The 25650-nt window shown below is 39.1% G+C and carries 20 protein-coding genes and 1 other annotated feature; of the genes, 18 read left to right on the forward strand and 2 right to left on the reverse strand.

Features of this window, described 5'->3' with window-relative positions:
• Nucleotides 1-32 precede the first annotated feature (32 nt).
• The 8 genes from leuC to yihA all read left to right on the forward strand — a co-directional run bounded on the left by leuC (nucleotide 33) and on the right by yihA (nucleotide 11303).
• Nucleotides 33-1448 carry a 3-isopropylmalate dehydratase large subunit gene (leuC, locus tag AC0C45_RS01130; protein ID WP_472927881.1) on the forward strand — a complete coding sequence of 472 codons (1416 nt, stop codon included), beginning with the start codon at nucleotides 33-35 and terminating at the stop codon, nucleotides 1446-1448.
• A gap of 14 nt (nucleotides 1449-1462) precedes the next feature.
• The gene (leuD, locus tag AC0C45_RS01135; protein ID WP_013059370.1) at nucleotides 1463-2053 is read left to right on the forward strand and encodes a 3-isopropylmalate dehydratase small subunit; all 591 of its coding nucleotides are present in this window, start codon (nucleotides 1463-1465) and stop codon (nucleotides 2051-2053) included.
• A 101-nt stretch (nucleotides 2054-2154) separates the two neighbouring features.
• Entirely contained in the window at nucleotides 2155-3156 is a 1002-nt protein-coding gene (locus AC0C45_RS01140; RefSeq protein ID WP_472927882.1) for a tetratricopeptide repeat protein, read from the forward strand.
• Nucleotides 3157-3377: 221 nt separating this feature from the next.
• Nucleotides 3378-4664: a trigger factor gene (gene tig / locus AC0C45_RS01145; RefSeq protein ID WP_016765666.1), complete on the forward strand. Its 1287-nt coding sequence runs from the start codon at nucleotides 3378-3380 to the stop codon at nucleotides 4662-4664.
• A 384-nt stretch (nucleotides 4665-5048) separates the two neighbouring features.
• On the forward strand, nucleotides 5049-6314 hold the full coding sequence (clpX, locus tag AC0C45_RS01150) for an ATP-dependent protease ATP-binding subunit ClpX (protein ID WP_013059367.1): 1266 nt from the start codon (nucleotides 5049-5051) through the stop codon (nucleotides 6312-6314).
• Nucleotides 6315-6467: 153 nt separating this feature from the next.
• Nucleotides 6468-8135: an ATP-dependent protease LonB gene (gene lonB / locus AC0C45_RS01155; RefSeq protein WP_013085136.1), complete on the forward strand. Its 1668-nt coding sequence runs from the start codon at nucleotides 6468-6470 to the stop codon at nucleotides 8133-8135.
• A 259-nt stretch (nucleotides 8136-8394) separates the two neighbouring features.
• The gene (gene lon / locus AC0C45_RS01160) at nucleotides 8395-10719 is read left to right on the forward strand and encodes an endopeptidase La (protein ID WP_016765665.1); all 2325 of its coding nucleotides are present in this window, start codon (nucleotides 8395-8397) and stop codon (nucleotides 10717-10719) included.
• On the forward strand, nucleotides 10716-11303 hold the full coding sequence (yihA, locus tag AC0C45_RS01165) for a ribosome biogenesis GTP-binding protein YihA/YsxC (protein ID WP_013059364.1): 588 nt from the start codon (nucleotides 10716-10718) through the stop codon (nucleotides 11301-11303). The genes lon and yihA overlap by 4 nt, the downstream gene beginning before the upstream one ends.
• A gap of 93 nt (nucleotides 11304-11396) precedes the next feature.
• Here yihA and AC0C45_RS01170 read toward each other — a convergent pair whose 3' ends face one another.
• Nucleotides 11397-11882: a LiaF transmembrane domain-containing protein gene (locus AC0C45_RS01170; RefSeq protein ID WP_047932173.1), complete on the reverse strand. Its 486-nt coding sequence runs from the start codon at nucleotides 11880-11882 to the stop codon at nucleotides 11397-11399.
• Between the two features lie 329 nt (nucleotides 11883-12211).
• On the opposite strand from AC0C45_RS01170, the gene hemA reads away from it, so the two are divergent.
• The 8 genes from hemA (at nucleotide 12212) to ysxE (ending at nucleotide 20846) form a co-directional block, all read left to right on the forward strand.
• Entirely contained in the window at nucleotides 12212-13552 is a 1341-nt protein-coding gene (gene hemA, locus AC0C45_RS01175) for a glutamyl-tRNA reductase (RefSeq protein ID WP_034648743.1), read from the forward strand.
• Nucleotides 13553-13566: 14 nt separating this feature from the next.
• A complete protein-coding gene (locus tag AC0C45_RS01180) occupies nucleotides 13567-14400 on the forward strand; it encodes a cytochrome C assembly family protein (protein ID WP_013059361.1) in 834 nt (277 codons plus the stop codon).
• Nucleotides 14401-14413: 13 nt separating this feature from the next.
• Nucleotides 14414-15346 (forward strand): hydroxymethylbilane synthase, encoded by a 933-nt coding sequence (gene hemC / locus AC0C45_RS01185; protein WP_016765662.1) that lies wholly within the window; start codon nucleotides 14414-14416, stop codon nucleotides 15344-15346.
• Complete coding sequence (locus tag AC0C45_RS01190) at nucleotides 15346-16119, forward strand: uroporphyrinogen-III synthase (protein WP_016765661.1); 774 nt, start codon at nucleotides 15346-15348, stop codon at nucleotides 16117-16119. Before hemC ends, AC0C45_RS01190 begins: the two co-directional genes overlap by 1 nt.
• Before the next feature lie 17 nt (nucleotides 16120-16136).
• Nucleotides 16137-17117, forward strand: coding sequence for a porphobilinogen synthase (gene hemB / locus AC0C45_RS01195; RefSeq protein ID WP_171776583.1), 981 nt, complete (start codon nucleotides 16137-16139; stop codon nucleotides 17115-17117).
• 16 nt (nucleotides 17118-17133) lie between these two features.
• On the forward strand, nucleotides 17134-18423 hold the full coding sequence (hemL, locus tag AC0C45_RS01200; protein WP_237893007.1) for a glutamate-1-semialdehyde 2,1-aminomutase: 1290 nt from the start codon (nucleotides 17134-17136) through the stop codon (nucleotides 18421-18423).
• A 147-nt stretch (nucleotides 18424-18570) separates the two neighbouring features.
• On the forward strand, nucleotides 18571-19719 hold the full coding sequence (gene spoVID, locus AC0C45_RS01205) for a stage VI sporulation protein D (protein WP_280168734.1): 1149 nt from the start codon (nucleotides 18571-18573) through the stop codon (nucleotides 19717-19719).
• A 77-nt stretch (nucleotides 19720-19796) separates the two neighbouring features.
• Nucleotides 19797-20846 carry a spore coat protein YsxE gene (gene ysxE, locus AC0C45_RS01210; RefSeq protein WP_013085128.1) on the forward strand — a complete coding sequence of 350 codons (1050 nt, stop codon included), beginning with the start codon at nucleotides 19797-19799 and terminating at the stop codon, nucleotides 20844-20846.
• An 11-nt stretch (nucleotides 20847-20857) separates the two neighbouring features.
• Here the strand turns inward: ysxE and AC0C45_RS01215 are convergent, their stop codons facing one another.
• A complete protein-coding gene (locus AC0C45_RS01215; protein WP_013059354.1) occupies nucleotides 20858-21055 on the reverse strand; it encodes a hypothetical protein in 198 nt (65 codons plus the stop codon).
• 230 nt (nucleotides 21056-21285) lie between these two features.
• Nucleotides 21286-21530 (forward strand) — a binding site (T-box leader).
• An 82-nt stretch (nucleotides 21531-21612) separates the two neighbouring features.
• On the opposite strand from AC0C45_RS01215, the gene AC0C45_RS01220 reads away from it, so the two are divergent.
• Nucleotides 21613-24255, forward strand: coding sequence for a valine--tRNA ligase (locus AC0C45_RS01220; protein WP_016765658.1), 2643 nt, complete (start codon nucleotides 21613-21615; stop codon nucleotides 24253-24255).
• Nucleotides 24256-24351: 96 nt separating this feature from the next.
• Nucleotides 24352-25650 carry a bifunctional folylpolyglutamate synthase/dihydrofolate synthase gene (locus tag AC0C45_RS01225; protein WP_237893006.1) on the forward strand — a complete coding sequence of 433 codons (1299 nt, stop codon included), beginning with the start codon at nucleotides 24352-24354 and terminating at the stop codon, nucleotides 25648-25650.

The following is a 25650-nucleotide window of genomic DNA, read 5'->3' on the forward strand; positions in this document are numbered from 1 at the left end:
AACGTTTTTCATAATCAGAAAGGAGGAGCAGTATGAAACCAAAAACAATTATTGATAAGCTTTGGGAACAACATGTTGTACGTCGAGAAGAGGGGAAGCCGGACTTATTATATATCGATCTTCATCTTATTCATGAAGTAACGTCTCCTCAAGCATTTGAAGGTCTTCGCGTGGCAAATCGCCAAGTGAAGCGTCCAGACTTAACGTTTGCTACAATGGATCACAACATTCCAACAGTTGACCGTTTTAATATTAAAGATCCGATTGCAAAGAAACAAGTAGACAAACTATCTGAAAACTGTCATGAGTTTGGTGTGAAGCTTTTAGATTTAACAAGTGAAGAGCAAGGAATTGTGCATATCATTGGACCGGAATTAGGATTAACTCAGCCTGGAAAAACCATTGTGTGCGGAGATAGTCATACATCTACTCACGGTGCATTTGGAGCGCTTGCTTTTGGGATAGGAACTAGTGAGGTAGAGCATGTTTTAGCAACACAAACGCTATGGCAAGCGAAACCAAAAACGCTACAAGTGAAAGTGAATGGCAAAAAGCAGCCTGGCGTTTATGCTAAGGACATTGTGTTAGCAATAATTCAAAAATTCGGCGTGAATTTTGGAACGGGTTCAATCGTGGAATTTACGGGCGAATGTATTCGCGATCTTTCAATGGAAGAGCGCATGACCATTTGTAATATGTCTATTGAAGCCGGTGCAAAAGCTGGTTTAATCAGTCCAGACGATGTCACGTTCTCTTATATTAAAGGACGTCAGTATGCTCCTAAAGGAGAACAGTTTGAAAAAGCAGTGGAAGCTTGGGCAGCTTTAGCAACAGATGAAGGTGCAACGTACGATGAAACGCTGGAAATTGATGCAGATACAATTGAACCTGTTGTAACATGGGGAACAAACCCGGCGATGAGTTCTTATGTTAGCAAGCAAGTTCCTACATTAGAAGAGTGTAAAACAGAAGCTGAGAGAAAGTCTTTGTCACGAGCACTTGAGTATATGGGCTTACAGCCTGGCATGGCAATAGAAGAGATTCCAGTTCAGCATGTATTTATCGGTTCATGTACGAATGCTCGTTTGTCTGATCTTCGTGACGTGGCAGCCTTTATTAAAGGAAAGAAAGTGTCATCAGATGTGCGAGCGATCATTGTACCAGGTTCTCAAAAAGTAAAGCGAGTGGCTGAAGAAGAAGGGTTATCTGCTATTTTTATTGAAGCAGGTTTTGATTGGAGAGACTCAGGCTGCAGCATGTGTCTAGGCATGAACTCTGACTTAGTTCCACAAGGCGAACACTGTGCGTCCACTTCTAACCGGAATTTTGAAGGACGTCAAGGAAAAGGCGCCAGAACGCATTTAGTAAGCCCGGTAATGGCAGCAGCGGCAGCGGTATATGGACATTTTGTTGATGTACGCAAACTACAAGAACAAGCGGTGCGATAAGGAGGAGAACACAGATGAATGCTTTTACAATCCACACAGGGAAAGTAGCAGGTCTCGACCGAGCAAACGTAGATACTGATCAAATTATCCCAAAGCAATTTTTGAAAAGAATTGAGCGTACTGGCTTTGGCCAATTTCTATTTTTTGATTGGCGATATAATGAAGATGAGACGTTAAATGAAACGTTTGAATTAAATCAGCCTCAAAATCAAGGAGCAACAATTCTTGTAGCTGACGAGAACTTCGGATGTGGTTCGTCACGTGAACACGCGCCATGGGCGCTTTTAGACTACGGGTTTCGTGCTATTATCGCACCTTCATTTGCGGATATTTTTAAACAAAACTGTCTAAAAAATGGTATTTTACCTATTGTTTTACCAAAAGAAGATGTTTCCTATTTAATGAAAGAGTCTCAAAGTGCTTCTTACGCCTGTACAATCGATCTTCATCAGCAAAAAATTACCGATGAAGCAGGTTTTGAACGTACGTTTGATATCAATGGTCATTGGAAATATATGCTTGTTAACGGATATGATGAAATTGGCTATACGCTTTCTTTTGAAGACGACATTTCTGCTTATGAAGCAAAAACGGTAAGATATTAACCAAAAATCGAGCAAAATTATGATTTTGCTCGATTTTTTTGCGTTCCGTTAACCGAATTGCTAAACTGTAAAGCAAATGGACCGCGAAGTGGGGAGAAAACATGTCGAATGAACAACAAAACAAAATTGTAGCTTTTCCTCTATTAAAAGAACGGTTGGTTGAAAAAGCTACAGATCATATGCAGCACAAGCAATTTCAAGAAGCACTTCCTTTATTTGAGCAGGCCTACGAACTTGATAATAAGCATCATGAAATCTTGCTTGGCCTTGTTATTTGTCACGTGGAGCTCGGTGATGCAGGCATAGCTAAAAAATTATGTGAGCAAATGCTGAAAGAAGATATTGGCGATTATTATCATAATTTGCAAATGTACCTCATGGTGTTAATTCAGCTTGGTCACTATCATGAAGGATATGTCACTCTACAAGCAGTTATTCAAGAACACAAACTCCCTTCTGAACATGCTGAACAGCTTTATCAGCTGTTGGAGTTCTGCAAGAATAGAATGAATCAAGAACAAGTCATAGAAGAACAAACAGAAGAAGAACAGCTAGAGCAGTTTAAATCATTCACAGCTCTAGACAATATTCAGGATCAGCTTGAATGGGTTCATTCATTAAAAACAAAGAGAATTGAAAAGCAGCGCGTCTTTCTGGAACAGCTATTTTCATCTGAAGCTGTTCACCCTATCGTAAAAACAGTCGCTTTAAAAACAGTTATGGAAGAAGAAGTAGACATTGATTTTATGATTACTAAGTTTGGAGAGACGAAAAAAGTAAATGCGCTTCAGCTTCAACGAACAACACCGTATTTGTTTGCCGAGCAAGTAGAAGCACAGCTGATGGGAAAGCTGGAGCATGAAAATCCTACATTGCTGCAGGTTGCCGTTGAAATATGGCAGCGTCATTTATTTATTACATTTCCGTTTTTACCGGGTGATAATGTAAAACTTTGGACAGCAGCGGTGTATGCTGTTAGTCTGATGATGCAAGGAGAAGAGTCAGATGCAGCTGTAGCAGAGGAAGACGGAAGTTTCTCCGCAGCTGAATTAAGAAAGGCAATTAAAGAGCTAAAAGAAATTGAAGAAATTTCTTTTATATAAAATGTGGTGTTTAGTTGAAACGTCATTGTTGTATGTTATAATATAATGGTTGTAAAATGCACTTAAATACGTATAGTAGAATTTCATCTTTACATTACATTCCTACTTACTTTAAAGTAATAGGGAGTTAAATAGATAATGATTGAGGGTTGAACTGATAGGCTATCTGCATTATCTAGTTTAGAAATCACTACTTAAAATGATTTTGGAGGGAAACATTCATGTCTGCAAAATGGGAAAAACAAGAAGGAAATCAAGGCGTTTTAACAGTAGAAGTTGAAGCTGCTGAGTTTGATAAAGCCTTAGATAAAGCATTCACAAAAGTTGTAAAACAAGTAAACGTACCAGGGTTCCGTAAAGGTAAAATGCCTCGTCCACTTTTCGAAAAACGTTTTGGCGTAGAATCTTTATATCAAGATGCACTAGACATCTTATTACCTGAAGCTTACAGCAATGCAATTGTTGAAGCTGGTATCGAGCCGGTTGATCGTCCAGAAATCGATGTTGAAACAATCGAAAAAGGACAACCTCTAGTTTTCACTGCTAAAGTAACTGTTAAGCCTGAAGTTAAATTAGGCGAATACAAAAACTTAGAAGTAGAAAAAGTAGATACAACTGTAACAGATGAAGACGTTGAAGCTGAATTAAAAACACTTCAAGAGCGTCACGCTGAACTAGTTGTTAAAGAAGAAGGAACTGTAGCTGAAGGTGATACAGCTGTAATCGACTTTGAAGGTTTCGTTGATGGCGAAGCATTCGAAGGCGGAAAAGGTGAAAACTATTCTTTAGAAATCGGTTCTAACACATTCATCCCTGGCTTTGAAGAGCAACTAGTTGGTCTTGAAGTAGGCGCTGAAAAAGAAGTGGAAGTAACATTCCCTGAAGAGTATCACGCTGAAGAGCTAGCTGGTAAAGCTGCTAAATTCAAAGTGAAATTACACGAAATCAAATCTAAAGAGCTTCCAGCTTTAGACGATGAGTTTGCAAAAGACGTAGATGAAGAAGTAGAAACTTTAGAAGCGTTAAAAGCAAAAACAAAAGAAAAATTACAAAGCGATAAAGAGAATCAAGCGGAATCAGCTCTTCGCGACACTTTAGTAGAAAAAGCTGCTGAAAACGCTGAAGTAGAAATTCCAGAAGCAATGTTCAACACTGAAATGGATCGTATGATGCAAGAGTTTGAACAACGTTTACAAATGCAAGGTCTTAACCTTGAACTTTACTTCCAATTCTCAGGTCAAGATGAAAAAGCTCTTCGCGACCAAATGCGTCCGGATGCTGAAAAGCGTGTGAAAATCAACTTAACGCTAGAAGCTATTTCAAAAGCTGAAAATCTTGAAGTAAGCGAAGAAGAAGTAGAAAAAGAATTAGAAAACATGGCAGGAATGTACAACATGCCTGTCGAAGAAATTAAGAAAGTGCTTGGCAGTCTTGATAGCATTAAAGAAGACATGAAAGTACGTAAAGCAGTTGAATTTCTTGTAGAAAACAGCAAAGCTGTTGCATAATAGTAAGTAAGAAACAAGGCGCGACTTGATCGTGCCTTGTTTTATAAACTTCAATAGTTTTTTTATATCATAACCAACACCGTAGAAGCAGCTTTAACCCATTGTTTGAAATCCGTGGTTATGAAATAGGCCCAATAAGAGGACACTATATAATAGCAGATCTCCATTCTGTTATGCTCATCAACAACATATACATAAAACGTTTTAGTATCTATTCAAGAAAATGTATGGTAAAATGCAATACAAATCTTTTCATAGCGCTTTTACTATGTAATAAAGAGGGGCATTTACCTACAAATAGATGAGTTGTTCATGTTGTTGGGCTATAGCGCGGATAGAAATCAGCTTCGAGCACTTTAGTAAATACTACAAGGGGTGAAAATTATGTTTAAATTTAACGATGAAAAAGGGCAGTTAAAATGCTCATTTTGTGGTAAAACACAAGAACAAGTACGCAAGTTAGTTGCGGGTCCAGGTGTTTACATATGCGATGAATGTATTGAACTTTGCACGGAAATCGTAGAAGAAGAGTTAGGTACAGAAGAAGAAGTAGAATTTAAAGATGTACCAAAACCAAAAGAAATTCGTGACATTTTAGATGAGTATGTAATTGGTCAAGAGGATGCGAAAAAATCGTTATCCGTTGCGGTATACAACCATTACAAACGAATCAATTCAAACAGCAAAATTGATGACGTTGAGTTATCAAAAAGTAATATTGCATTAATTGGACCTACAGGAAGCGGTAAAACTTTACTAGCTCAAACATTGGCTCGTATTTTAAACGTACCGTTTGCGATTGCAGATGCAACATCTCTAACAGAAGCGGGTTATGTAGGAGAAGATGTTGAAAACATCTTATTAAAATTAATTCAATCAGCTGATTACGATGTGGAGAAAGCTGAAAAAGGTATCATCTACATCGATGAAATTGATAAAGTAGCGCGTAAGTCTGAAAACCCATCTATTACACGTGATGTATCAGGTGAAGGTGTGCAGCAGGCTCTTCTTAAAATCTTAGAAGGTACTGTAGCAAGCGTTCCTCCTCAAGGTGGGCGTAAACACCCTCATCAAGAATTTATTCAAATTGATACAACAAATATCTTATTTATTTGCGGTGGTGCATTTGACGGAATCGAACCTATTATTAAGCGCCGTCTAGGTAAAAAAGTAATTGGTTTCGGTTCAGAAACAAAACAACAAGACTTTACAGAAAAAGAGTTACTAGCAAAAGTATTACCGGAAGATTTATTAAAATTTGGTTTAATTCCAGAGTTTATTGGTCGTTTACCGGTTACTGCTAGCTTAGTGCCTCTTGATGAAGAAGCGCTAGTTGAGATTTTAACAAAACCGAAAAATGCACTAGTGAAACAATATCAAAAAATGCTTGAACTTGATGACGTTGAACTTGAGTTCGAAGACGAGGCTTTAGTAGAAATTTCTAAAAAAGCAATCGAGCGTAAAACAGGTGCTCGTGGTCTACGTTCAATCATTGAAGGTATTATGTTAGATGTAATGTTTGATCTTCCTTCACGTGATGATATTACAAAATGTATTATCACAGGTGAAACTGTTCGTGATCAAGCGGCTCCTAAGTTCGTATTAGAAGACGGATCTACTATTCAAGAAGGCAGCAAAACATCAGCATAAAAAAAGCCGGGTACTCAAATTGAGTACCCGGCTTTTTTTATGCTGATGAAGCACAACTAAATTTTACTTTTTACTAGAATCTTGTTTATTCCTACTGCTGCAGGGAGATAATAACTGATAATTATCTTACTAAACTGCGCAGGAGGTTTATCTATGAACTGGACGAATATTGCCTTAATGGTCCAACTCTTTTTTGGTATCATCATTGGCTTATATTTTTGGAATTTATTACGCAATCAGCGTACGCAAAAAGTCTCAATTGACCGGGATTCAAAGAAAGAAATGGAGCAATTGCAGAAAATGAGAGCCATCTCTTTAACTGAGCCGCTTGCCGAACGTGTGAGGCCGTCTAGCTTCTCCGATATTGTCGGACAAGAGGATGGAATTCGGTCACTAAAGGCTGCCCTTTGCGGTCCTAATCCACAGCACGTGATTGTATACGGGCCGCCTGGAGTAGGAAAAACCGCAGCAGCACGTTTAGTGTTAGAAGAAGCAAAAAAAAATAAAAAATCACCTTTCAAACAATCGGCTGTATTTGTAGAGTTAGATGCAACTACGGCGCGTTTTGATGAGCGAGGCATTGCTGATCCTTTGATTGGGTCTGTTCATGATCCTATTTACCAAGGAGCAGGTGCCATGGGCCAAGCTGGAATTCCGCAGCCAAAACAAGGAGCGGTTACAGATGCACACGGGGGAATTTTATTTATTGATGAAATTGGAGAGCTCCATCCTATTCAGATGAATAAGCTGTTAAAGGTTCTAGAAGATCGAAAAGTGTTTATGGAAAGCGCCTATTACAGCGAAGAAAACACACAAATCCCAACACATATTCACGATATTTTTCAAAATGGGTTGCCAGCAGACTTTCGTTTGATTGGTGCGACGACTAGAACGCCTAATGAAATTCCGCCTGCCATCCGTTCCAGATGCGTAGAGGTATTTTTCCGTGAGCTTGATCGCGACGAAATTATTACAGTTGCAAAAAAAGCAGCAAATAAAGTAAGAATGGATATATCAGAAGAAGGTTTATCTCTGTTTTCTACATATGCACGCAATGGACGTGAAACGGTTAATATGATGCAAATTGCGGCTGGATTAGCGATATCAGAGGAACGAACGGACATTAAAAATGAAGATATTGAATGGATTGTTCATTCTAGTCAACTATCTCCAAGGCACGATCCGAAAATTGCAGATGAGGAAAAAGTGGGACTTATTAATGGATTAGCAGTGTACGGGCCCAACTCTGGAGCACTTTTAGAAATTGAAGTCAAAGCGATTCCTGCAAAAGAGAAAGGGAACATTATTATTACAGGTATCGTTGAAGAGGAAAGTATAGGGACTCAAGGGAAGTCTATTCGCCGTAAAAGTATGGCTAAAAGCTCAATTGAAAATGTCATAACGGTTCTTCGTTCCATGGATGTTCCAGCCGATGAGTATGATATTCATGTAAACTTTCCGGGGGGCGTGCCAATTGATGGGCCTTCTGCTGGTATTGCGATGGCAACAGGTATCTACTCAGCGATTTATGAAGTGCCAATTAAACATACGGTAGCAATGACAGGAGAAATTGGTCTGCACGGTAACGTAAAGCCAATTGGCGGTGTGATTCCAAAAATCAAGGCAGCAAAACAAGCAGGCGTTCAGACGGTGATTGTACCAAAGGAAAATATGAATGCAATGGTAGAAAAGGTAAAAGGTATCGATATTATTCCTGTCCATCATTTAACAGAGGTGTTTGAACAAGCGCTATTGTCTGTACATGAGCATGTTGCACATTTGTCGGTAGATCCAGCTATTTCAACTAGAGAATCTAGCTAATTCTATCATGATAATTAAAAATTAATGGTCAGATGAATATTCATCGCCTTTTTCGCGTATAAAACCTTTATACACAGCCAACGAAAAAGGCGTTTTTTTATGAAAAGAGCTTAAAAAGATATATTTTGCCTTTTAATTCTTTCTCATGGTACAATTAGTAATTACTATTGTTAGACATGTGTATACAAATGAGATAAAATTGTTAAAAGAATTCACACTTTACATACTTTAATTGACGAGCATTGGAGGTGTTCATTGCATGGCAGAAAAAGAAAAATTGACAATGCCGCTATTGCCTTTACGAGGTTTGATCGTCTATCCGACAATGGTGCTTCATTTAGATGTTGGGCGAGATAAATCTGTGCAAGCATTAGAAAAAGCAATGATGGATGATCACTTAGTTTGTTTAGTATCACAAAAAGATATGGGTATCGATGAACCAACAAAAGAGGATTTATATAGAACCGGTACGTTAGCAAAAATTAAACAAATGCTAAAGTTGCCAAATGGAACGATGCGCGTCTTAGTAGAAGGACTAAATCGCGTAACCGTTACAGAATTTGAAGACAGTGAAGAATATTTTGTTGTGCACGTGGAAAAGCAAAACGAAGAACATCAGGTTGATGTAGAAGATAAAGCGCTGATGCGCACGCTTTTAGACTATTTCGAACAATACATAAAACTTTCCAAAAAGGTGTCCGTTGAAACTCTTTCAACCGTAAGCGATATTGAAGAACCAGGAAGATTAGCGGATATTGTAGCCTCTCATTTACCAATAAAAATTCAGCTTAAACAAGAAATTTTAGAAATAACTGATGTGAAAGAAAGATTAAATACGATCATTTCTCATATTCAAGACGAGCAAGAAGTTTTGCAGCTGGAGAAAAAAATTGGACAGCGTGTAAAGAAATCAATGGAACGCACTCAGAAAGAGTATTATCTTCGTGAGCAAATGAAGGCGATTCAAAAAGAGCTTGGAGACAAAGAAGGAAAGACGGGAGAGGTAGCAACACTTCGCGAAAAAATTGAAGCAAGTGGGATGACGGACCACGTCAAACAAGTGGCGTTTAAAGAATTGGATCGCTATGAAAAAATTCCTGCTACCTCCGCTGAAAGCTCAGTCATTCGAAATTATATCGAGTGGTTGATTGCGCTACCTTGGACAAATGAAACGGAAGATACGCTCAATATTCATAATGCTGAACAAGTGCTGAACGATGAGCACTATGGCCTTGAAAAAGTGAAGGAACGCGTATTAGAATATCTAGCTGTGCAGCAGTTGACAAAATCTCTTAAAGGTCCTATTTTATGTTTAGCAGGACCTCCTGGCGTAGGGAAAACATCCCTAGCCCGTTCAATTGCTACGTCTCTAGATCGTCATTTTGTACGAGTGTCTCTAGGCGGCGTGAGAGATGAGTCAGAAATCCGCGGTCATCGTCGCACGTACGTGGGAGCTATGCCTGGACGCATTATTCAAGGAATGAAAAAAGCGGGAACGATTAATCCGGTATTTCTGCTTGATGAAATCGATAAAATGTCAAATGATTTCCGTGGAGACCCATCTTCTGCTTTGTTAGAAGTATTGGATCCTGAACAAAACCATAATTTTAGCGATCACTATATAGAAGAAACGTATGATTTATCAAAAGTGATGTTCGTGGCTACAGCTAATAACTTAGCTACGATTCCAGGGCCGCTGCGCGATCGAATGGAAATTATTCAAATTGCTGGTTACACGGAGCTGGAAAAGCTTGAAATCGCGAAGCGTCACCTATTGCTGCGCCAGCTAGAAAATCACGGATTGCAAAAGGGCAATTTGCAGATTCGTGATGACGCATTAACAGCAATCATCCGTTTATATACGAGAGAAGCTGGTGTTCGTAACCTTGAACGCGAAATTGCTTCCATTTGTCGAAAAGCAGCTCGTATCGTAGTCTCTGGCGAGAAAAAACGCGTGGTGGTGACGGCCAAAACGCTTGAAGAATTCCTTGGTAAGCCTAGGTTCCGTTACGGACAGGCTGAGACGGAAGATCAAGTCGGCGTTGCTACAGGTCTTGCTTACACAACTGTAGGAGGAGACACGCTAGCCATTGAAGTAAGCTTGTCCCCTGGTAAAGGAAGACTAGTGCTAACTGGAAAGCTTGGAGACGTGATGAAAGAATCAGCTCAGGCAGCATTTAGCTACGTGCGTTCAAATGCAGAGAAACTAGGAATTGATGAAAAGTTTTATGAAAAACATGATATTCATATCCATGTTCCAGAAGGAGCTGTACCAAAGGATGGACCTTCTGCAGGAATTACCATTGCCACTGCTCTAGTATCAGCACTAACGGGTAAACCGGTGCGTAGAGAAGTAGGAATGACAGGAGAAATTACACTAAGAGGTCGCGTATTACCAATCGGCGGTTTAAAAGAAAAGTCACTTAGTGCACATCGTGCCGGATTAACTAAAATATTAATCCCTCATGATAATGAACGTGATATTGAAGATATCCCTGACAGTGTACAAGAGGAATTAGACATCGTTCTTGTGTCACATGTGGACCAAGTATTGGAACATGCGCTAGTAGGAGAGGTAAAATGAAAGTAACTCAAGCCGATATTGTCATCAGTGCTGTACGCCCTGAACAATATCCTAAAGAAAACCTGCCAGAGTTTGCGTTAGCAGGCCGTTCAAATGTAGGAAAATCATCTTTTATTAATAAGATGCTCAATCGCAAAAGCTTAGCGCGTACGTCGTCTAAGCCTGGAAAAACTCAAACGCTTAACTTCTTTTTAATTAATGAAATCCTTCACTTTGTAGACGTACCTGGCTACGGATTTGCAAAAGTGTCTAAAAAAGAGCGTGAAGCATGGGGGAAAATGATTGAAACGTATTTAACAAATCGTGAGCAGCTTAAAGCTGTGTTAATGATTGTTGATCTACGCCATGCACCTTCAAAGGATGACGTTATGATGTATGAGTTTTTGAAGCACCATGACCTTCCCGTTATGGTTATCGCGACGAAAGCTGATAAAATTCCTAAAGGAAAATGGCAAAAGCACTTAAAAGTAGTGAGAGAAACGCTGGACTTGGATCCAAATGATGAATTAATTCATTTCTCATCTGAAACAGGTGAAGGAAAAGATAAAGCGTGGAAATCTTTGCAGTATCGCATGACTCACTAAACAAAGGAATAGAAGCTAAAAAAATGGAACGTTTATCATCACTCTAACAGGAAGTGAGTCAAACGTTCCATTTTTTTAACTTGTTTACATAGATTACTTTCGTTTGAAAAATAATAAATATAGCCCAACTAGTAACAATAAAATAGGCCAGAAGGTTGTTAAATAATTTACGCCGTCTTCAACTTTTGGCAAAAATAGTTTAAGACGGTCTGAAAACATCATTAAAATGGAAATAATTAAAAGGGTGCCGCCTTGGAAAAAGCCTGATTTGGCTTTTCTAGCACTAAGTAAAAAGCTAATGGCCACCATAAAAACGACCATGCTAATATTCGTAGGCCAAAAGGGAATTTGTTCACTTACATAGAAATGAATACCTAAAGTGATTAATATGTAGCTTGCAAGCAAGTTTGAATGATCTTGAGATAAAGCAGACTCAGTTAACAGGGCTGCTCCTATTAAAATTAACAGTACAGGCCACGTGTATACCTTTGCTGCAATGCTCATATGTAGTTCATTCAGTAAGAAAAAGATTCCAAATCCAACTAGTAAGACACCAAAAAACATTGATTGCTTTTTCATAGTAACCTCCAGGTGTTTCAAAACAGAAAACGTGATAAAACGCTGCTTTTTTGATACAATTTATTACGGAATAACAGTTAATATCTTAACACATGTTTTCAAAGACTGTTCACATTTTTTTTTCGAATGACTTATAGAACATGTTATAATAGTTAGAGATAAGGCGAAGCTTACACCTGTGTAATGTACGCCGCTTTTTACGAATAGTAGAATGAAGAACGTCGGATTTTACGGGCAGTTATCTCACTGTAGCTCTTTGGGAATTTAGGGGTTACTGCCCGTCAAATTCGGATAAATAAGCACATTTCAATTATAGGGGGTATGTACAAATGCATATTATAGCAGTCGGCTTAAACTTTCGAACAGCCCCTGTTGAAATAAGAGAAAAGCTTAGTTTTAATGAGCAAGAACTAGCATCTGCCATGAAAACGTTAAGCGGCCAAAAAAGTATTTTGGAAAACATCATTGTTTCAACATGCAATCGTACGGAAATTTATGCTGTTGTTGATCAATTACACACGGGCCGTTATTATGTAAAAGCATTTTTAGCTGAATGGTTCGGAATAGATAAAGAAGAGTTTTCGCCTTATTTAACCATCTATGAAAATGATGGAGCCATCGAACATTTATACCGAGTAGCATGTGGGTTAGATTCAATGGTGATTGGTGAAACACAAATTCTTGGACAAGTGCGTTCAAGCTTTTTGCTTGCTCAAGAAGAAGAAACAATTGGAACGGTTTTTAATCAGCTGTTTAAACAAGCTGTGACATTAGCCAAAAAAGCTCATCATGAAACAGAAATTGGTGCAAATGCAGTTTCTGTCAGCTATGCAGCCGTAGAGCTTGCTAAAAAGATTTTTGGAGATTTATCGTCCAAACATGTGTTGATTCTTGGTGCGGGAAAAATGGGTCAGCTTGCCGTACAGAATTTATATGGCAGCGGAGCTAAAAAAGTAACGGTAGTGAATCGAACATTTGAAAAGGCACAAGAGCTAGCAAACCGTTTTTCTGGAGAAGCCAAACCATTTGCTGATCTTCAACATGCTTTAAGCGAAGCAGATATCTTAATTAGTTCAACAGGGGCTAATGACTATGTAGTAACGAAACAAATGATGAGTGAAGCCGAGCGTACGCGTAAAGGTCGTCCATTGTTTATGGTAGACATCGCCGTTCCACGTGACTTAGATCCAGAACTAGATGAGCTAGAGACGGTCTTTTTATATGATATCGACGATTTAAACGGGATTGTAGAAACCAATTTGCAAGAGCGTCAAAAAGCTGCGGATGAAATTGAAATTATGCTTGAAGCTGAAATTGTTGCTTTCAAGTCTTGGCTTGGTACATTAGGCGTTGTGCCTGTTATTTCTGCACTTCGTCAAAAAGCACTTACCATTCAAGCTGAAACGATGAAAAGCATTGATCGTAAGCTCCCAGATTTATCTGAGCGTGAGCGCAAAGTTTTAAATAAACATACAAAAAGTATAATTAATCAACTTCTTCGCGATCCAATTTTATACGCGAAAGAATTGGCTGGAGAGAAACATGCTGAAGAGTCTTTAGAGCTGTTCATGAAGATTTTTAATATTGAACAGGAAGTTGCTTTGCAAAAAGAAAAAGAAGAGCAGCTTCATACATCGATTACGTCTCATTCAGTAGCTTATCAGTCTTAAGTGAGGATTGAATAATGGTTGATATGGAATTAACCAGAATCTATGAATTGATTGTGATTTTATACGCGGTGAGCGTTTTATTATATTTTATTGATTTTGTACAAAATAACCGGAAGGCAAACTCGATAGCCTTCTGGTTACTTTCTATTGTGTGGGTTTTGCAAACAGCCTTTTTAATTTTACGAATGTTTGAGACGGGAAGGTTTCCTATTCTTACCGTTTCTGAAGGGCTGTATTTTTACGCGTGGGTCTTAATTACTCTTTCACTTGTGATTAATCGCCTGTTTCGCGTTGATTTTATGGTATTTTTTACAAATGTGATTGGTTTCTTAATTATGGCTATTCATACGTTTGCTCCACTTGAAACATACACTGCTGTCCAGTCGGAGCGCCTTGTGTCAGAATTATTAATCATTCATATTACCATGGCTATTTTATCTTACGGCGCTTTTTCAGTCTCTTTTGTTTTTTCCGCTCTGTATCTTGTTCAGTATAATTTATTGAAAAAGAAGAAGTGGGGCAAGCGCTTGCTAAGAATTGAAGATTTAACAAAGCTAGATTACATGTCCTATGTATTAATTTTAATTGGTGTACCGCTGTTATTGCTTTCGTTAATCTTAGGAATCATATGGGCTTATATTAAATACGTAGATTTTCATTGGTACGATACAAAAGTGTTAGGTTCATTTTTAATGTTTGTTGCATACAGCGCTTACTTGTATGCTAGACTGCGTAGAGGTATTCAAGGAAAGGCAATCGCAATGTGGAATATTGGATTGTTCTTAGTCTTACTTATTAATTTCTTTTTATTTGGCAGTTTATCGAATTTTCACTTTTGGGGTTCGTAATTAGGAGGACAACATGCGAAAAATTATTGTCGGCTCTCGTCGAAGCAAACTTGCGTTAACACAGACCAAGTGGGTCATTGAACAGTTAAAAAAACAAGGTCTTCCTTTTGAGTTTGAAATTAAAGAAATGGTTACAAAAGGGGACCAAATTTTAAATGTAACGCTGTCCAAAGTAGGCGGTAAAGGTCTTTTTGTAAAAGAAATTGAACAAGCCATGTTAGATGAAGAAATTGATATGGCCGTTCATAGTATGAAAGATATGCCAGCTGTTTTGCCAGAAGGATTAACGATTGGATGTATTCCTTTACGAGAAGATCATCGTGATGCGCTTATTTCAAAAAATGGTGAACGATTTGAGGAGCTACCAAGTGGTGCTGTGATTGGGACAAGCAGCTTGCGTCGAGGGGCACAGCTTCTATCTATGCGTTCAGATATCGAAATTAAATGGATTCGAGGAAATATCGACACACGCCTAGAGAAATTAAAAAATGAAGATTACGATGCGATTATCTTGGCAGCTGCAGGGTTATCTCGTATGGGCTGGTCGAGAGATACGGTCACTCAGTACCTAGAGCCGGAAATAAGCGTTCCCGCTGTAGGACAAGGAGCTTTAGCTATCGAATGCCGAGAAAATGACCATGAATTATTATCGCTTCTTCAAGCTCTAAATCATGATGAAACCGCTCGTGCTGTTAGAGCTGAACGCGTATTTTTAAAAGAGATGGAAGGCGGATGCCAAGTGCCGATTGCGGGTTATGGGCGTATATTGGACGGCGGAAACATTGAGCTAACGTCGCTAGTCGCGTCTCCTGATGGCAAAACGATTTACAAAGAGCAAATTACGGGAAAAGACCCCGTTGCTATCGGTTCAGAAGCTGCTGAGCGCTTAACATCTCAAGGAGCTAAGCTTTTAATTGACCGTGTAAAAGAGGAGCTGGACAAATAATGAGTCATGAGGCTCCTCTTTTTTTGAAAACAGTTTTGATTACAAGAGAAGCGAAGCAGGCTCATTCATTTGCAGCACAGATTAAAAAGCTTGGAGGCATACCTTTAAGCTTACCAGTCCTCACGTTCGCACGTTCTAACAATGAAAAAGAAGTGGAAGAGGTCCTGCTGTCAATTGACTGTTTTGATTGGATTGTTTTTACAAGTCAAAACGGCATTTCTTTTTTCTTTGAATGGCTAAAAGAGTTAAATATCAGTTGGAGTGCTTTAAAAAGATTAAAAGTGGCTGCGGTTGGAGAAAAAACCGCAAAATTGCTAGAAAAACATGATGTTAACGTGCAACTTGTTCCAAAAGAATACGTGGCGGAATCACTTCTTGAGTCGTTAAAAGCAAATGTGTCACATCACGAGCGAGTTCTCCTTGTACGAGGACAATTAGCCCGCTCTGTTTTAAAAGATGGCTTAAAAGAGTGTGAGGTAACGGATTTAGTTGTATATCAGACCATTCGAAATCAAGACTCTGAACGCTTGGTTAAGCAACATTTAGAAACAGGAATTGATGCCATTACTTTTACAAGTTCTTCTACAGTGAAATTTTTTGTCGAGTCAATTAAAGATATTCCGAATTGGCTTGAGCTTATAAATAGAACCAAAGTTGTTTGCATCGGTCCTATTACCAGTCAGACAGCGAGCGAATATGGAATTAAGCATCTTGTTCCTAACACATACACAATAAATGGTATGATAGATATGTTGGTTAGTTGTTTTGAATAATAAAGGAGGATTTTAACATGAAAGATTTACAATTTACACGTCATCGTCGTCTTCGTAATTCTGTAAATATGCGTGCGCTTGTACGTGAAACACATTTACATCCTGAAGACTTTATATATCCTATTTTTATTGTAGAAGGTGAACAAAAAAGAAATGCTGTAAAATCAATGCCAGGTGTGGATCAAATTTCTTTAGACTACTTGAATGATGAAATCCAAGAGTTAGTCGATTTAGGAATCAAGTCAGCTATGGTATTTGGTGTTCCCGCTGAAAAAGATGCGGTCGGCTCACAGGCATACCATGACCAGGGAATTGTTCAAAAAGGTATTCGTCAAATTAAAGAAAATTTTCCAGACTTTGTTGTTATCGCAGATACATGCTTATGTCAATACACAGATCATGGCCACTGTGGTGTAATTGAAGACGGAAAAATCTTAAACGATCCTAGCCTTGACTTATTAGCGCGTACAGCGGTTAGTCAAGCTAAAGCAGGAGCGGATATTATTGCGCCTTCAAACATGATGGACGGTTTTGTGGCAGCTATTCGCCATGGTCTAGACGAAGCTGGATTTGAAGATGTGCCTGTGATGTCTTATGCTGTTAAATATGCATCTGCTTTTTACGGACCATTCCGCGATGCAGCGCATTCTTCTCCTCAATTTGGAGACCGTAAAACATATCAAATGGACCCAGCCAATCGCTTAGAAGCACTTCGAGAAGCAGAATCTGATGTAGAAGAAGGAGCAGATTTCTTAATTGTAAAACCAGCTCTATCTTATTTAGATATTATGCGCGATGTGAAAAATACATTTAATTTACCGGTAGTGGCTTATAATGTGAGTGGTGAATATTCGATGATTAAAGCGGCAGCTCAAAACGGCTGGGTAAATGAAAAAGAGATTGTTCTTGAAAAATTAATTAGCATGAAGCGTGCAGGAGCGGATTTAATTGTAACGTATCATGCTAAAGACGCAGCACGCTGGTTATCTGACAAGTAATTAAGGAGGCTTACACATGAGAAGTTATGAAAAGTCAAAAGCAGCTTTTTTAGAAGCGCAGCAATTAATGCCGGGTGGAGTAAACAGTCCTGTTCGTGCATTTAAATCAGTAGATATGGATCCTATTTTTATGGAACGAGGAAAAGGCGCTACGATTTACGATATTGACGGCAACAAATATATTGACTACGTCTTATCATGGGGACCTTTAATTCACGGACATTCCAACGATCAAGTAGTTGAAGCAGTCAAAAAAGTAACGGAATCTGGTACAAGCTTTGGTGCACCAACATTAATTGAAAATGAGCTTGCTAAGGTTGTGATTGAGCGCGTTCCTTCAATCGAAATCGTCCGTATGGTGAGTTCAGGTACGGAAGCAACGATGAGCGCACTGCGTTTAGCACGTGGCTATACGGGTCGCAACAAAATTTTAAAATTTGAAGGCTGTTACCACGGGCACGGTGACTCTCTTCTAATTAAAGCTGGATCAGGCGTTGCAACGTTAGGCCTACCAGATAGCCCGGGAGTGCCTGAAGGAATCGCTAAAAACACGATTACAGTGCCGTACAATGATCTAGAAAGCGTACAATATGCTTTTAAAGAATTCGGAGATGACATTGCCGGAGTAATCGTTGAACCGGTAGCAGGAAATATGGGTGTGGTACCCCCTCAGCCAGGTTTCTTACAAGGGCTTCGTGATATCACATCAGAATATGGCTCACTGCTCATTTTTGATGAAGTAATGACAGGGTTCCGCGTAGCGTACAACTGTGCACAGGGATACTACAATATTACTCCTGACTTAACTTGCTTAGGAAAAGTAATCGGTGGTGGTTTACCAGTAGGTGCTTACGGTGGTAAAGCTGAAATTATGGAGCGAGTTGCACCAAGCGGCCCGATTTATCAAGCAGGTACATTATCAGGTAATCCGCTTGCGATGACAGCTGGATACGAGACGTTAACGCAGCTGACACCTCAATCCTACGATGAGTTCATTCGTAAAGCAGATCGCTTAGAAGAAGGATTGATGGCAGCAGCTGAAAAATATGATGTGCCGTTTACCGTAAACCGAGCTGGTTCAATGATTGGTTTCTTCTTTACAAACGAACAGGTAATAAATTACGAAACAGCGAAAACATCGAATTTAGATTATTTTGCAGCTTACTATCGTGAAATGGCTAATGAAGGCGTATTTTTACCTCCTTCTCAATTCGAAGGAATGTTTTTATCAACTTCTCATACAGATGCAGACATTGCACATACAATTGCAGCAGCTGAAAAAGCTTTTTCGAAGTTACGTGGATAAACAGCTAAATAAGATTGACTTTTATATCAAGGCTTACGGAGGATTCCGTAAGCTTTTTTAGTTTTAAAGACATATTTTAATTTATTTGTTCATACATCTTTAATGACCGCGCTATTACCTGGCGGGTGTTGGAAGGGGGAGAACAATTTGTCGCAGGATAATTTATCATGTCTGCGTTTTTCCGTAGAAGAATCAGTATGGTTTCAAAAAGGACAGGAAGTCTCACAACTTTTGTCTATCTCCTTAGAGCCTCAAGTATCTATTCAAGAATATGACCAATACGTGTCTATTCGAGGAGCATTACAATTAACAGGTGAATACGAAACGTACGAGGGAGAGCACTCGTTACGCGAATATACAAATGAGAATCAAGTGCAATCTATCTCTGTCCGTGAAGACGGAACGGCTGAATTATCACATCAATTTCCTGTTGATATTACCATTCCTAAAAATCGTATTCAAAGTATTGAAGACGTATATGTATCTATTGATTTATTTGATTATGAATTGCCAGGCACAAATCAGCTGCAGCTAATGGCTGACTTGTCCATCACAGGATTGTACGAACAGCATGAAGAACGAGAAGAAGAGGAAGAGTTTTCGGAGGAACAGCACATCGTCTCCTATGAAGAAGTGGACGATGATGAAGAGGTATATACTGAAAACGTTGCTCAAGAAGAAGAACAAGAGTTTGACGTAAGCTATCGTGAAGCTCCCGCACTTTTAGAAGCAGAGGCTATTGAAGAAGAGCATTCAGAAGAAGAGCATTCAGAAGAGACCCCTAGTTATTTTTCATCTGTATTTAAAAAAGAATCTCGTGCTGAGCCGGTCGTGGAATATGAAGAGGAAGCATATGAACCATTTGAAGTCGAAGTGAAAAAAGAGGCCCAAATCGAGGAAGAAAGAGAAGACAATGTGATTGAACTGTTTCAGCTTCGTCAAGAGCAAGAAAGCTTCGAAGAATCGCAAGCTAGTGAATTGAATACGTATGCTGACGTTCAACAAGAGGCTGAGCAAGAAGAAGCTGAACAAGAAGAGGAAAAGATTATTGTTGAATTTCGGAAAGAAGAAAATGAAAGCGGCCGAAATGAAAACGCCCTTTATTTAACAAAGCTCTTTTCGCGGGAAGAAGAAGCTTTTTCAACTTGGAAGCTTTGTATTGTTCAAGACGGAGATTCGCTTGATACGATAGCAAACCGCTATAATACGAATGTACAAAACATTTTACGAGTAAATAATTTAGAAGATGAATATGAGCTGGAAGAAGGAAGCATCTTAAATATTCCCGTTCGTTAAAGTCGGAAAGAAAACAGTTTTGACGCATATAATGTCTTAACTGTTTTCTTTATTTTTTACGAGGAAGGAGAATATAGATGCAGCGGACAGTAGCAGACTATAAAGTATTGTTAAAAGAATATGACTTAGATGTTGACTTTATCGAAGACTACGGAAAAGTAAAAAAAGTCTATACGAAAACCGGCGTGTTTGCGCTTAAAGAAATGGCGAATCATCAAGAACGAAATCAAAACTTCATTCAAAAGCTGCAGAACGTGTATCAAAAAGGATGGATGGGATTTGTCCCTATTTATCAGACGAAGCGTTCTCAGCCCATTGTTTCAGATGAAAGCGGCTCGTATTACTTAATGCCGTGGCTCCCAAATAATCCGACCGAAGAGCGTGATATTCGATATCATAAATTATTTCAAGAGCTTGCTAAGCTTCACGGCGCTTCGGCGCAGGAAGTAGAAGTGAAAAAAGAAGATATAGAAAATCATTATACATCGATGAAAGAAACGTGGGAAAAACGTCAGGAAGAGCTGAAGCAGTACGTAGTAGAATGCGAGAAGAAAGTTTATATGTCCCCGTTTGAATTGCACTACTGTACATTTTATTATGAAATGACAAGAGCGCTTGAATTTGGTTTTGGAAAGCTCGATCAGTGGAACGATGAAATGGAAGAAAAGGAAAAGATCCGGCTGGTTACGTCTCATGGAAAGCTATCGGCTAAACATTTTATCTATGACGAACGGGGAAATGGTTTTTTTATTAATTTTGAACATGCAAAAGATGCTTCACCGATTTATGATTTGGTCTCATTTTATTTCCGTACTCTTCGCACATACCCAGTAACTACCTATGACAGCTATGAGTGGTTTAGTACGTATGAAAAACATTTTGCTCTCAGAGAAGAGGAACGGCTGCTTTTACACAGTTATTTGGCGTTTCCAGAACCCTTGTATCAGTGTATCGTTCAATATAGGCAGCATAAAGAAAGTAAAACAGAGCTTGAACATATGCAGTCATTTATTCGAGCATACTGGCTGACGAAAAACATTGAACAGCTCAATATTAAAATATTTGAAGTAGATCAGCAAAAAAAAATGGCAGCGGAAGCAGCTGCACAAGCCCAAGCGAACGAATAGCGCTTGGGTTTTTAAATCCAGTCCGAATATAAAGCAACCGCTAGTATGGCAAGCAGTGCCAACAACAGTACATCAAAGGTTGTAGGGAAAAATAGTGTACGTATACCTTGAAAAATTGTTAAAGGAACGATAAACTGTCCACAAGCCGCTCCTGCTGTTTTGAGCCACCGCTGCAGCTGATACGAATTTACATTTATTCGTTTCTTCATTTGTACATGCCCCTTTCAATCCACGTGCCCAGGTTAAAGTAAGTATATGAAAAAAGAAAGAAATGGTGCCATTTTTTTGAGCGGACTCTTCATTTTATTTCCAAAATTAGCGAGTGAATGAAAAAATAAAGAGCAGAACAAAAAAATTATGAATATAATCGTAAAAAAGTGGAGAAGATTATTGACGATTCAACATTTTTTCATATAGTATAATTAAGAGAATTTCATACATAAATACAGTGAATAGGAAGAGTACGGGATGTTCGTCTTTCAGAGAGAGAAATCAGCTGCTGTGAGATTTCTTAAGAATGTGCACTCGGAATGTCGCCTATGAGTAGCTTTTTTGAACAGCTGCATAGCTCAGTAGAAAAAGCCGGTTAATCAACCGTTATGAAATGAAGTGTATAGGCTTATCAAACGGGATAGGTCTATAAAAAAAGGTGGTACCGCGAAATCAACTCCTTTCGTCCTTTTATTAGGAAAGGAGTTTTTTTATGTTTATAAAAGCTTTACACAGTTTCTAAAGACTGAAACTTTATATTATGGAGGTATACATTATGTCTGAAAAAGAAGTGACTCTTCCAACGAAGTATGATCCAAAAGCCGTTGAAGAAAATCGTTATCAGTATTGGTTAGACGGGAAGTTTTTTGAAGCAACAAATGATCCTGAAAAAGAGCCATATACAATTGTAATTCCACCCCCAAACGTAACGGGCAAGCTGCATTTAGGCCACGCTTGGGATACAACGTTACAAGACATCTTAACGCGTATGAAGCGCATGCAAGGCTATGACGTTTTATGGCTTCCTGGCATGGACCATGCGGGGATTGCAACGCAGGCAAAAGTAGAAGAAAAGCTTCGCAGCGAAGGGAAAAGCCGCTACGATCTAGGCCGCGAAAATTTTGTAGCCGAAACATGGAAATGGAAAGAAGAATATGCAAGCTTTATTCGCCAGCAGTGGTCGAAGCTAGGACTTGGCTTAGACTATTCACGCGAGCGCTTCACGCTTGATGAAGGCCTTTCTAAAGCAGTGCGCGAAGTATTCGTAACGCTTTACAAAAAAGGGTTAATCTATCGCGGAGAATATATTATTAACTGGGATCCAGCTACAAAAACAGCTCTTTCAGACATCGAGGTTATTTACAAAGATGTACAAGGTGCGTTTTATCATATGCGCTATCCGTTGGCAGATGGTTCTGGACATATTGAAATCGCAACAACTCGTCCTGAAACGATGCTAGGAGATACGGCTGTAGCTGTTCACCCTGAAGATGATCGCTATAAGCACTTAATCGGCAAAAAGGTTGTCCTTCCGATTGTAGGGCGTGAAATTCCTATCGTAGGCGATGATTATGTTGATATGGAATTCGGTTCTGGTGCGGTAAAAATTACGCCTGCTCATGACCCGAACGATTTTGAAATTGGAAACCGTCATAATTTAGAGCGTATTTTAGTGATGAATCAAGACGGTACGATGAATGACAAAGCAGGTAAATATGAAGGAATGGATCGTTTTGCTTGTCGTAAGCAAATTGTTAAAGACCTTCAAGAAGACGGCGTATTGTTCAACATTGAAGACCACATGCATTCAGTAGGTCACAGTGAACGAAGCGGTGCCGTTGTTGAACCTTATTTATCAACTCAATGGTTTGTAAAAATGCAGCCGTTAGCAGATAAAGCAGTAGATCTTCAAAAACAAGAAGAAAAAGTAAACTTTGTACCTGACCGTTTTGAAAAGACATACTTACACTGGATGGAAAATATTCGCGACTGGTGTATTTCGCGTCAGCTTTGGTGGGGACACCGCATTCCAGCTTGGTATCACAAAGAAACTGGAGAGGTATACGTAGATCATGAGGCTCCAGCAGATATCGAAAACTGGGAACAGGATTCAGATGTATTAGACACATGGTTCAGCTCAGCGCTATGGCCGTTCTCAACAATGGGCTGGCCGGATGTGGATGCAGCTGATTTCAAACGCTACTACCCAACAAATGTGCTTGTAACAGGCTACGACATTATCTTCTTCTGGGTATCTCGTATGATTTTCCAAGGTCTTGAATTTACGGGTAAACGTCCGTTTGACGATGTACTGATTCACGGTCTTGTCCGAGATGCTGAAGGTCGTAAAATGAGTAAATCACTTGGTAACGGCGTAGATCCAATGGAAGTAATCGAGAAATACGGTGCGGATTCTCTTCGCTACTTCTTATCTACAGGAAGCTCACCGGGACAAGATTTACGCTTCAGCTTTGAAAAAGTCGAAGCGACGTGGAACTTTGCAAATAAAATTTGGAATGCTTCTCGTTTTGCATTAATGAACATGGATGGCATCACATTTGAAGAGCTTGATTTATCAGGCGAAAAATCCGTTGCCGATAAATGGATTTTAACGCGCTTAAATGAGACGATTGAGCACGTAACAAAATTAGCTGACAAATATGAATTCGGTGAAGTTGGACGCATTCTCTATAACTTTATTTGGGATGATTTCTGCGATTGGTACATTGAAATGGCTAAACTTCCTCTTTACGCAGAAGATGAAGCAGCTAAAAAGACAACACGCTCAATTTTAGCTTATGTACTTGATAACACAATGCGACTTTTACATCCATTCATGCCGTTTATTACTGAGGAAATTTGGCAAAGCTTGCCGCATGAAGGCGAATCAATTACAGTAGCTAAATGGCCGGAAGTACGCGCTGAGCTTTCGGATAAAGAAGCTGCTAACGATATGCGTTTACTTGTAGATATTATCCGTGCTGTTCGTAATATTCGTGCTGAAGTGAACACGCCGATGAGCAAACAAGTAAAATTATTTATTAAAGCTAAAGATGAAAATATTCAAAGCCAGCTTGAAAAGAACCGTGCGTATGTAGAACGTTTCTGTAATCCAAGTGAGCTTGTGATTTCAACCGATGTTTCATTAGATGAAAAAGCGATGAGTGCTGTTGTAACAGGAGCAGAATTAATTTTACCTCTTGAAGGTTTAATTAATATCGAAGAAGAGATCGCACGTTTAGAAAAAGAATACGACAAGTTAAACAAAGAAGTAGAACGTGTACAAAAGAAATTAAACAACCAAGGCTTTATTGCAAAAGCGCCTGCTAAAGTAGTAGAAGAAGAGCGTGCAAAAGAGCAAGATTACGTTGAAAAACGTGAAGCTGTTCAGTCTCGTATTGCTGAATTACGCGGATAATCAATGGGTTAATGAATGAACAGAAAAAGCGTGGCTTGTATAGCGACGCTTTTTCTTTACATAATAATAGCGATGGAAAAGAAAGGTGAATAAAAGATGATAACGACATATGAAGAAGCGCTTGATTGGATTCATAACAGACTTCGCTTTGGAATCAAGCCGGGGTTAGAACGAATGGAATGGATGCTAGAGCAGCTTGATTTTCCGCAGCAAAATATAAATGCTATTCATGTTGCTGGGACGAATGGTAAAGGTTCTACTGTTTCTTATTTGCGAAACATGTTAGAAGAAGCAGGGTATAAAGTTGGAACGTTTACTTCCCCTTATATCGAAACATTTAATGAGCGGATTAGCGTGAATGGACAGCCTATTTCAAATGAAGCAATGACCGCTCTTGTTCAGGAAGTAAAGCCTGTAGTGGAGCGACTAGAACATACGGACTTAGGGTCAGCAACGGAATTTGAAGTGATTACAATCATGGCTTTTCTTTATTTCGGCTATCATGATTCAGTTGACTATGCTGTGTTTGAAACAGGTCTTGGGGGACGATATGATTCAACAAACGTTGTGAGTCCTATGGTGAGTGTTATTACAAACATTGGATTTGATCACATGGCGATACTAGGTGATACGGTAGAAGAAATTGCAGCAGAAAAAGCGGGGATTATTAAAAAAGAAGTCCCTATTATTACGGGTGCCGAGCAGGTAAAGGCGCTTGACGTCATTACAGAAGAGGCAAATTCGAAGCAGGCTCCGTTATTTGTGTTAGGAAAAGAATTTAAAATTGAAAACTATGAGCCCTTAGCAAATGGAGAAGGCTTTACGTTAAAAACGCCGTATAGCACATTTAAACACTTGCAATTAAATATGCTTGGCTATCATCAAGTTAAAAATGCAGCTTTGGCTCTCATGGCCGTTTGTTATTTAAAAGAAAAGAAAAAGCTTTCTATCTCCAAAGAGCAAATGATAAAAGGGATTCAGCATACAAAGTGGAACGGCCGCTTTGAGATAGTAAATGAGCATCCCTTAACGATTATTGATGGGGCTCATAATGCAGAAGGCATTGATAGCTTGTTATCTACTTTACGCCTTCATTATGAAGGTCGAAACATTCATTTAGTTTTCAGCTGCTTAAATGATAAAAGCGCTGATCGAATGGTCCAAGAACTTGAAACAATCGCTGCAAGTATTACATTTACGTCGTTTGACTTTCCTCGTGCTCGCACAGCCGCAGAGCTTTATGAGATGAGTACTCATCATAATAAGCATATGGACGAGAATTGGAAAAAAGCAATTGCTTACGTAAAGGAAAAGGCGACAGGTGAACAAGACATGGTCGTGATTACAGGGTCTCTGTATTTTATATCAGAAGTGCGGGCTTTTCTTCTCAAATGA

The organism is Priestia sp. VA7 (assembly GCF_055710015.1).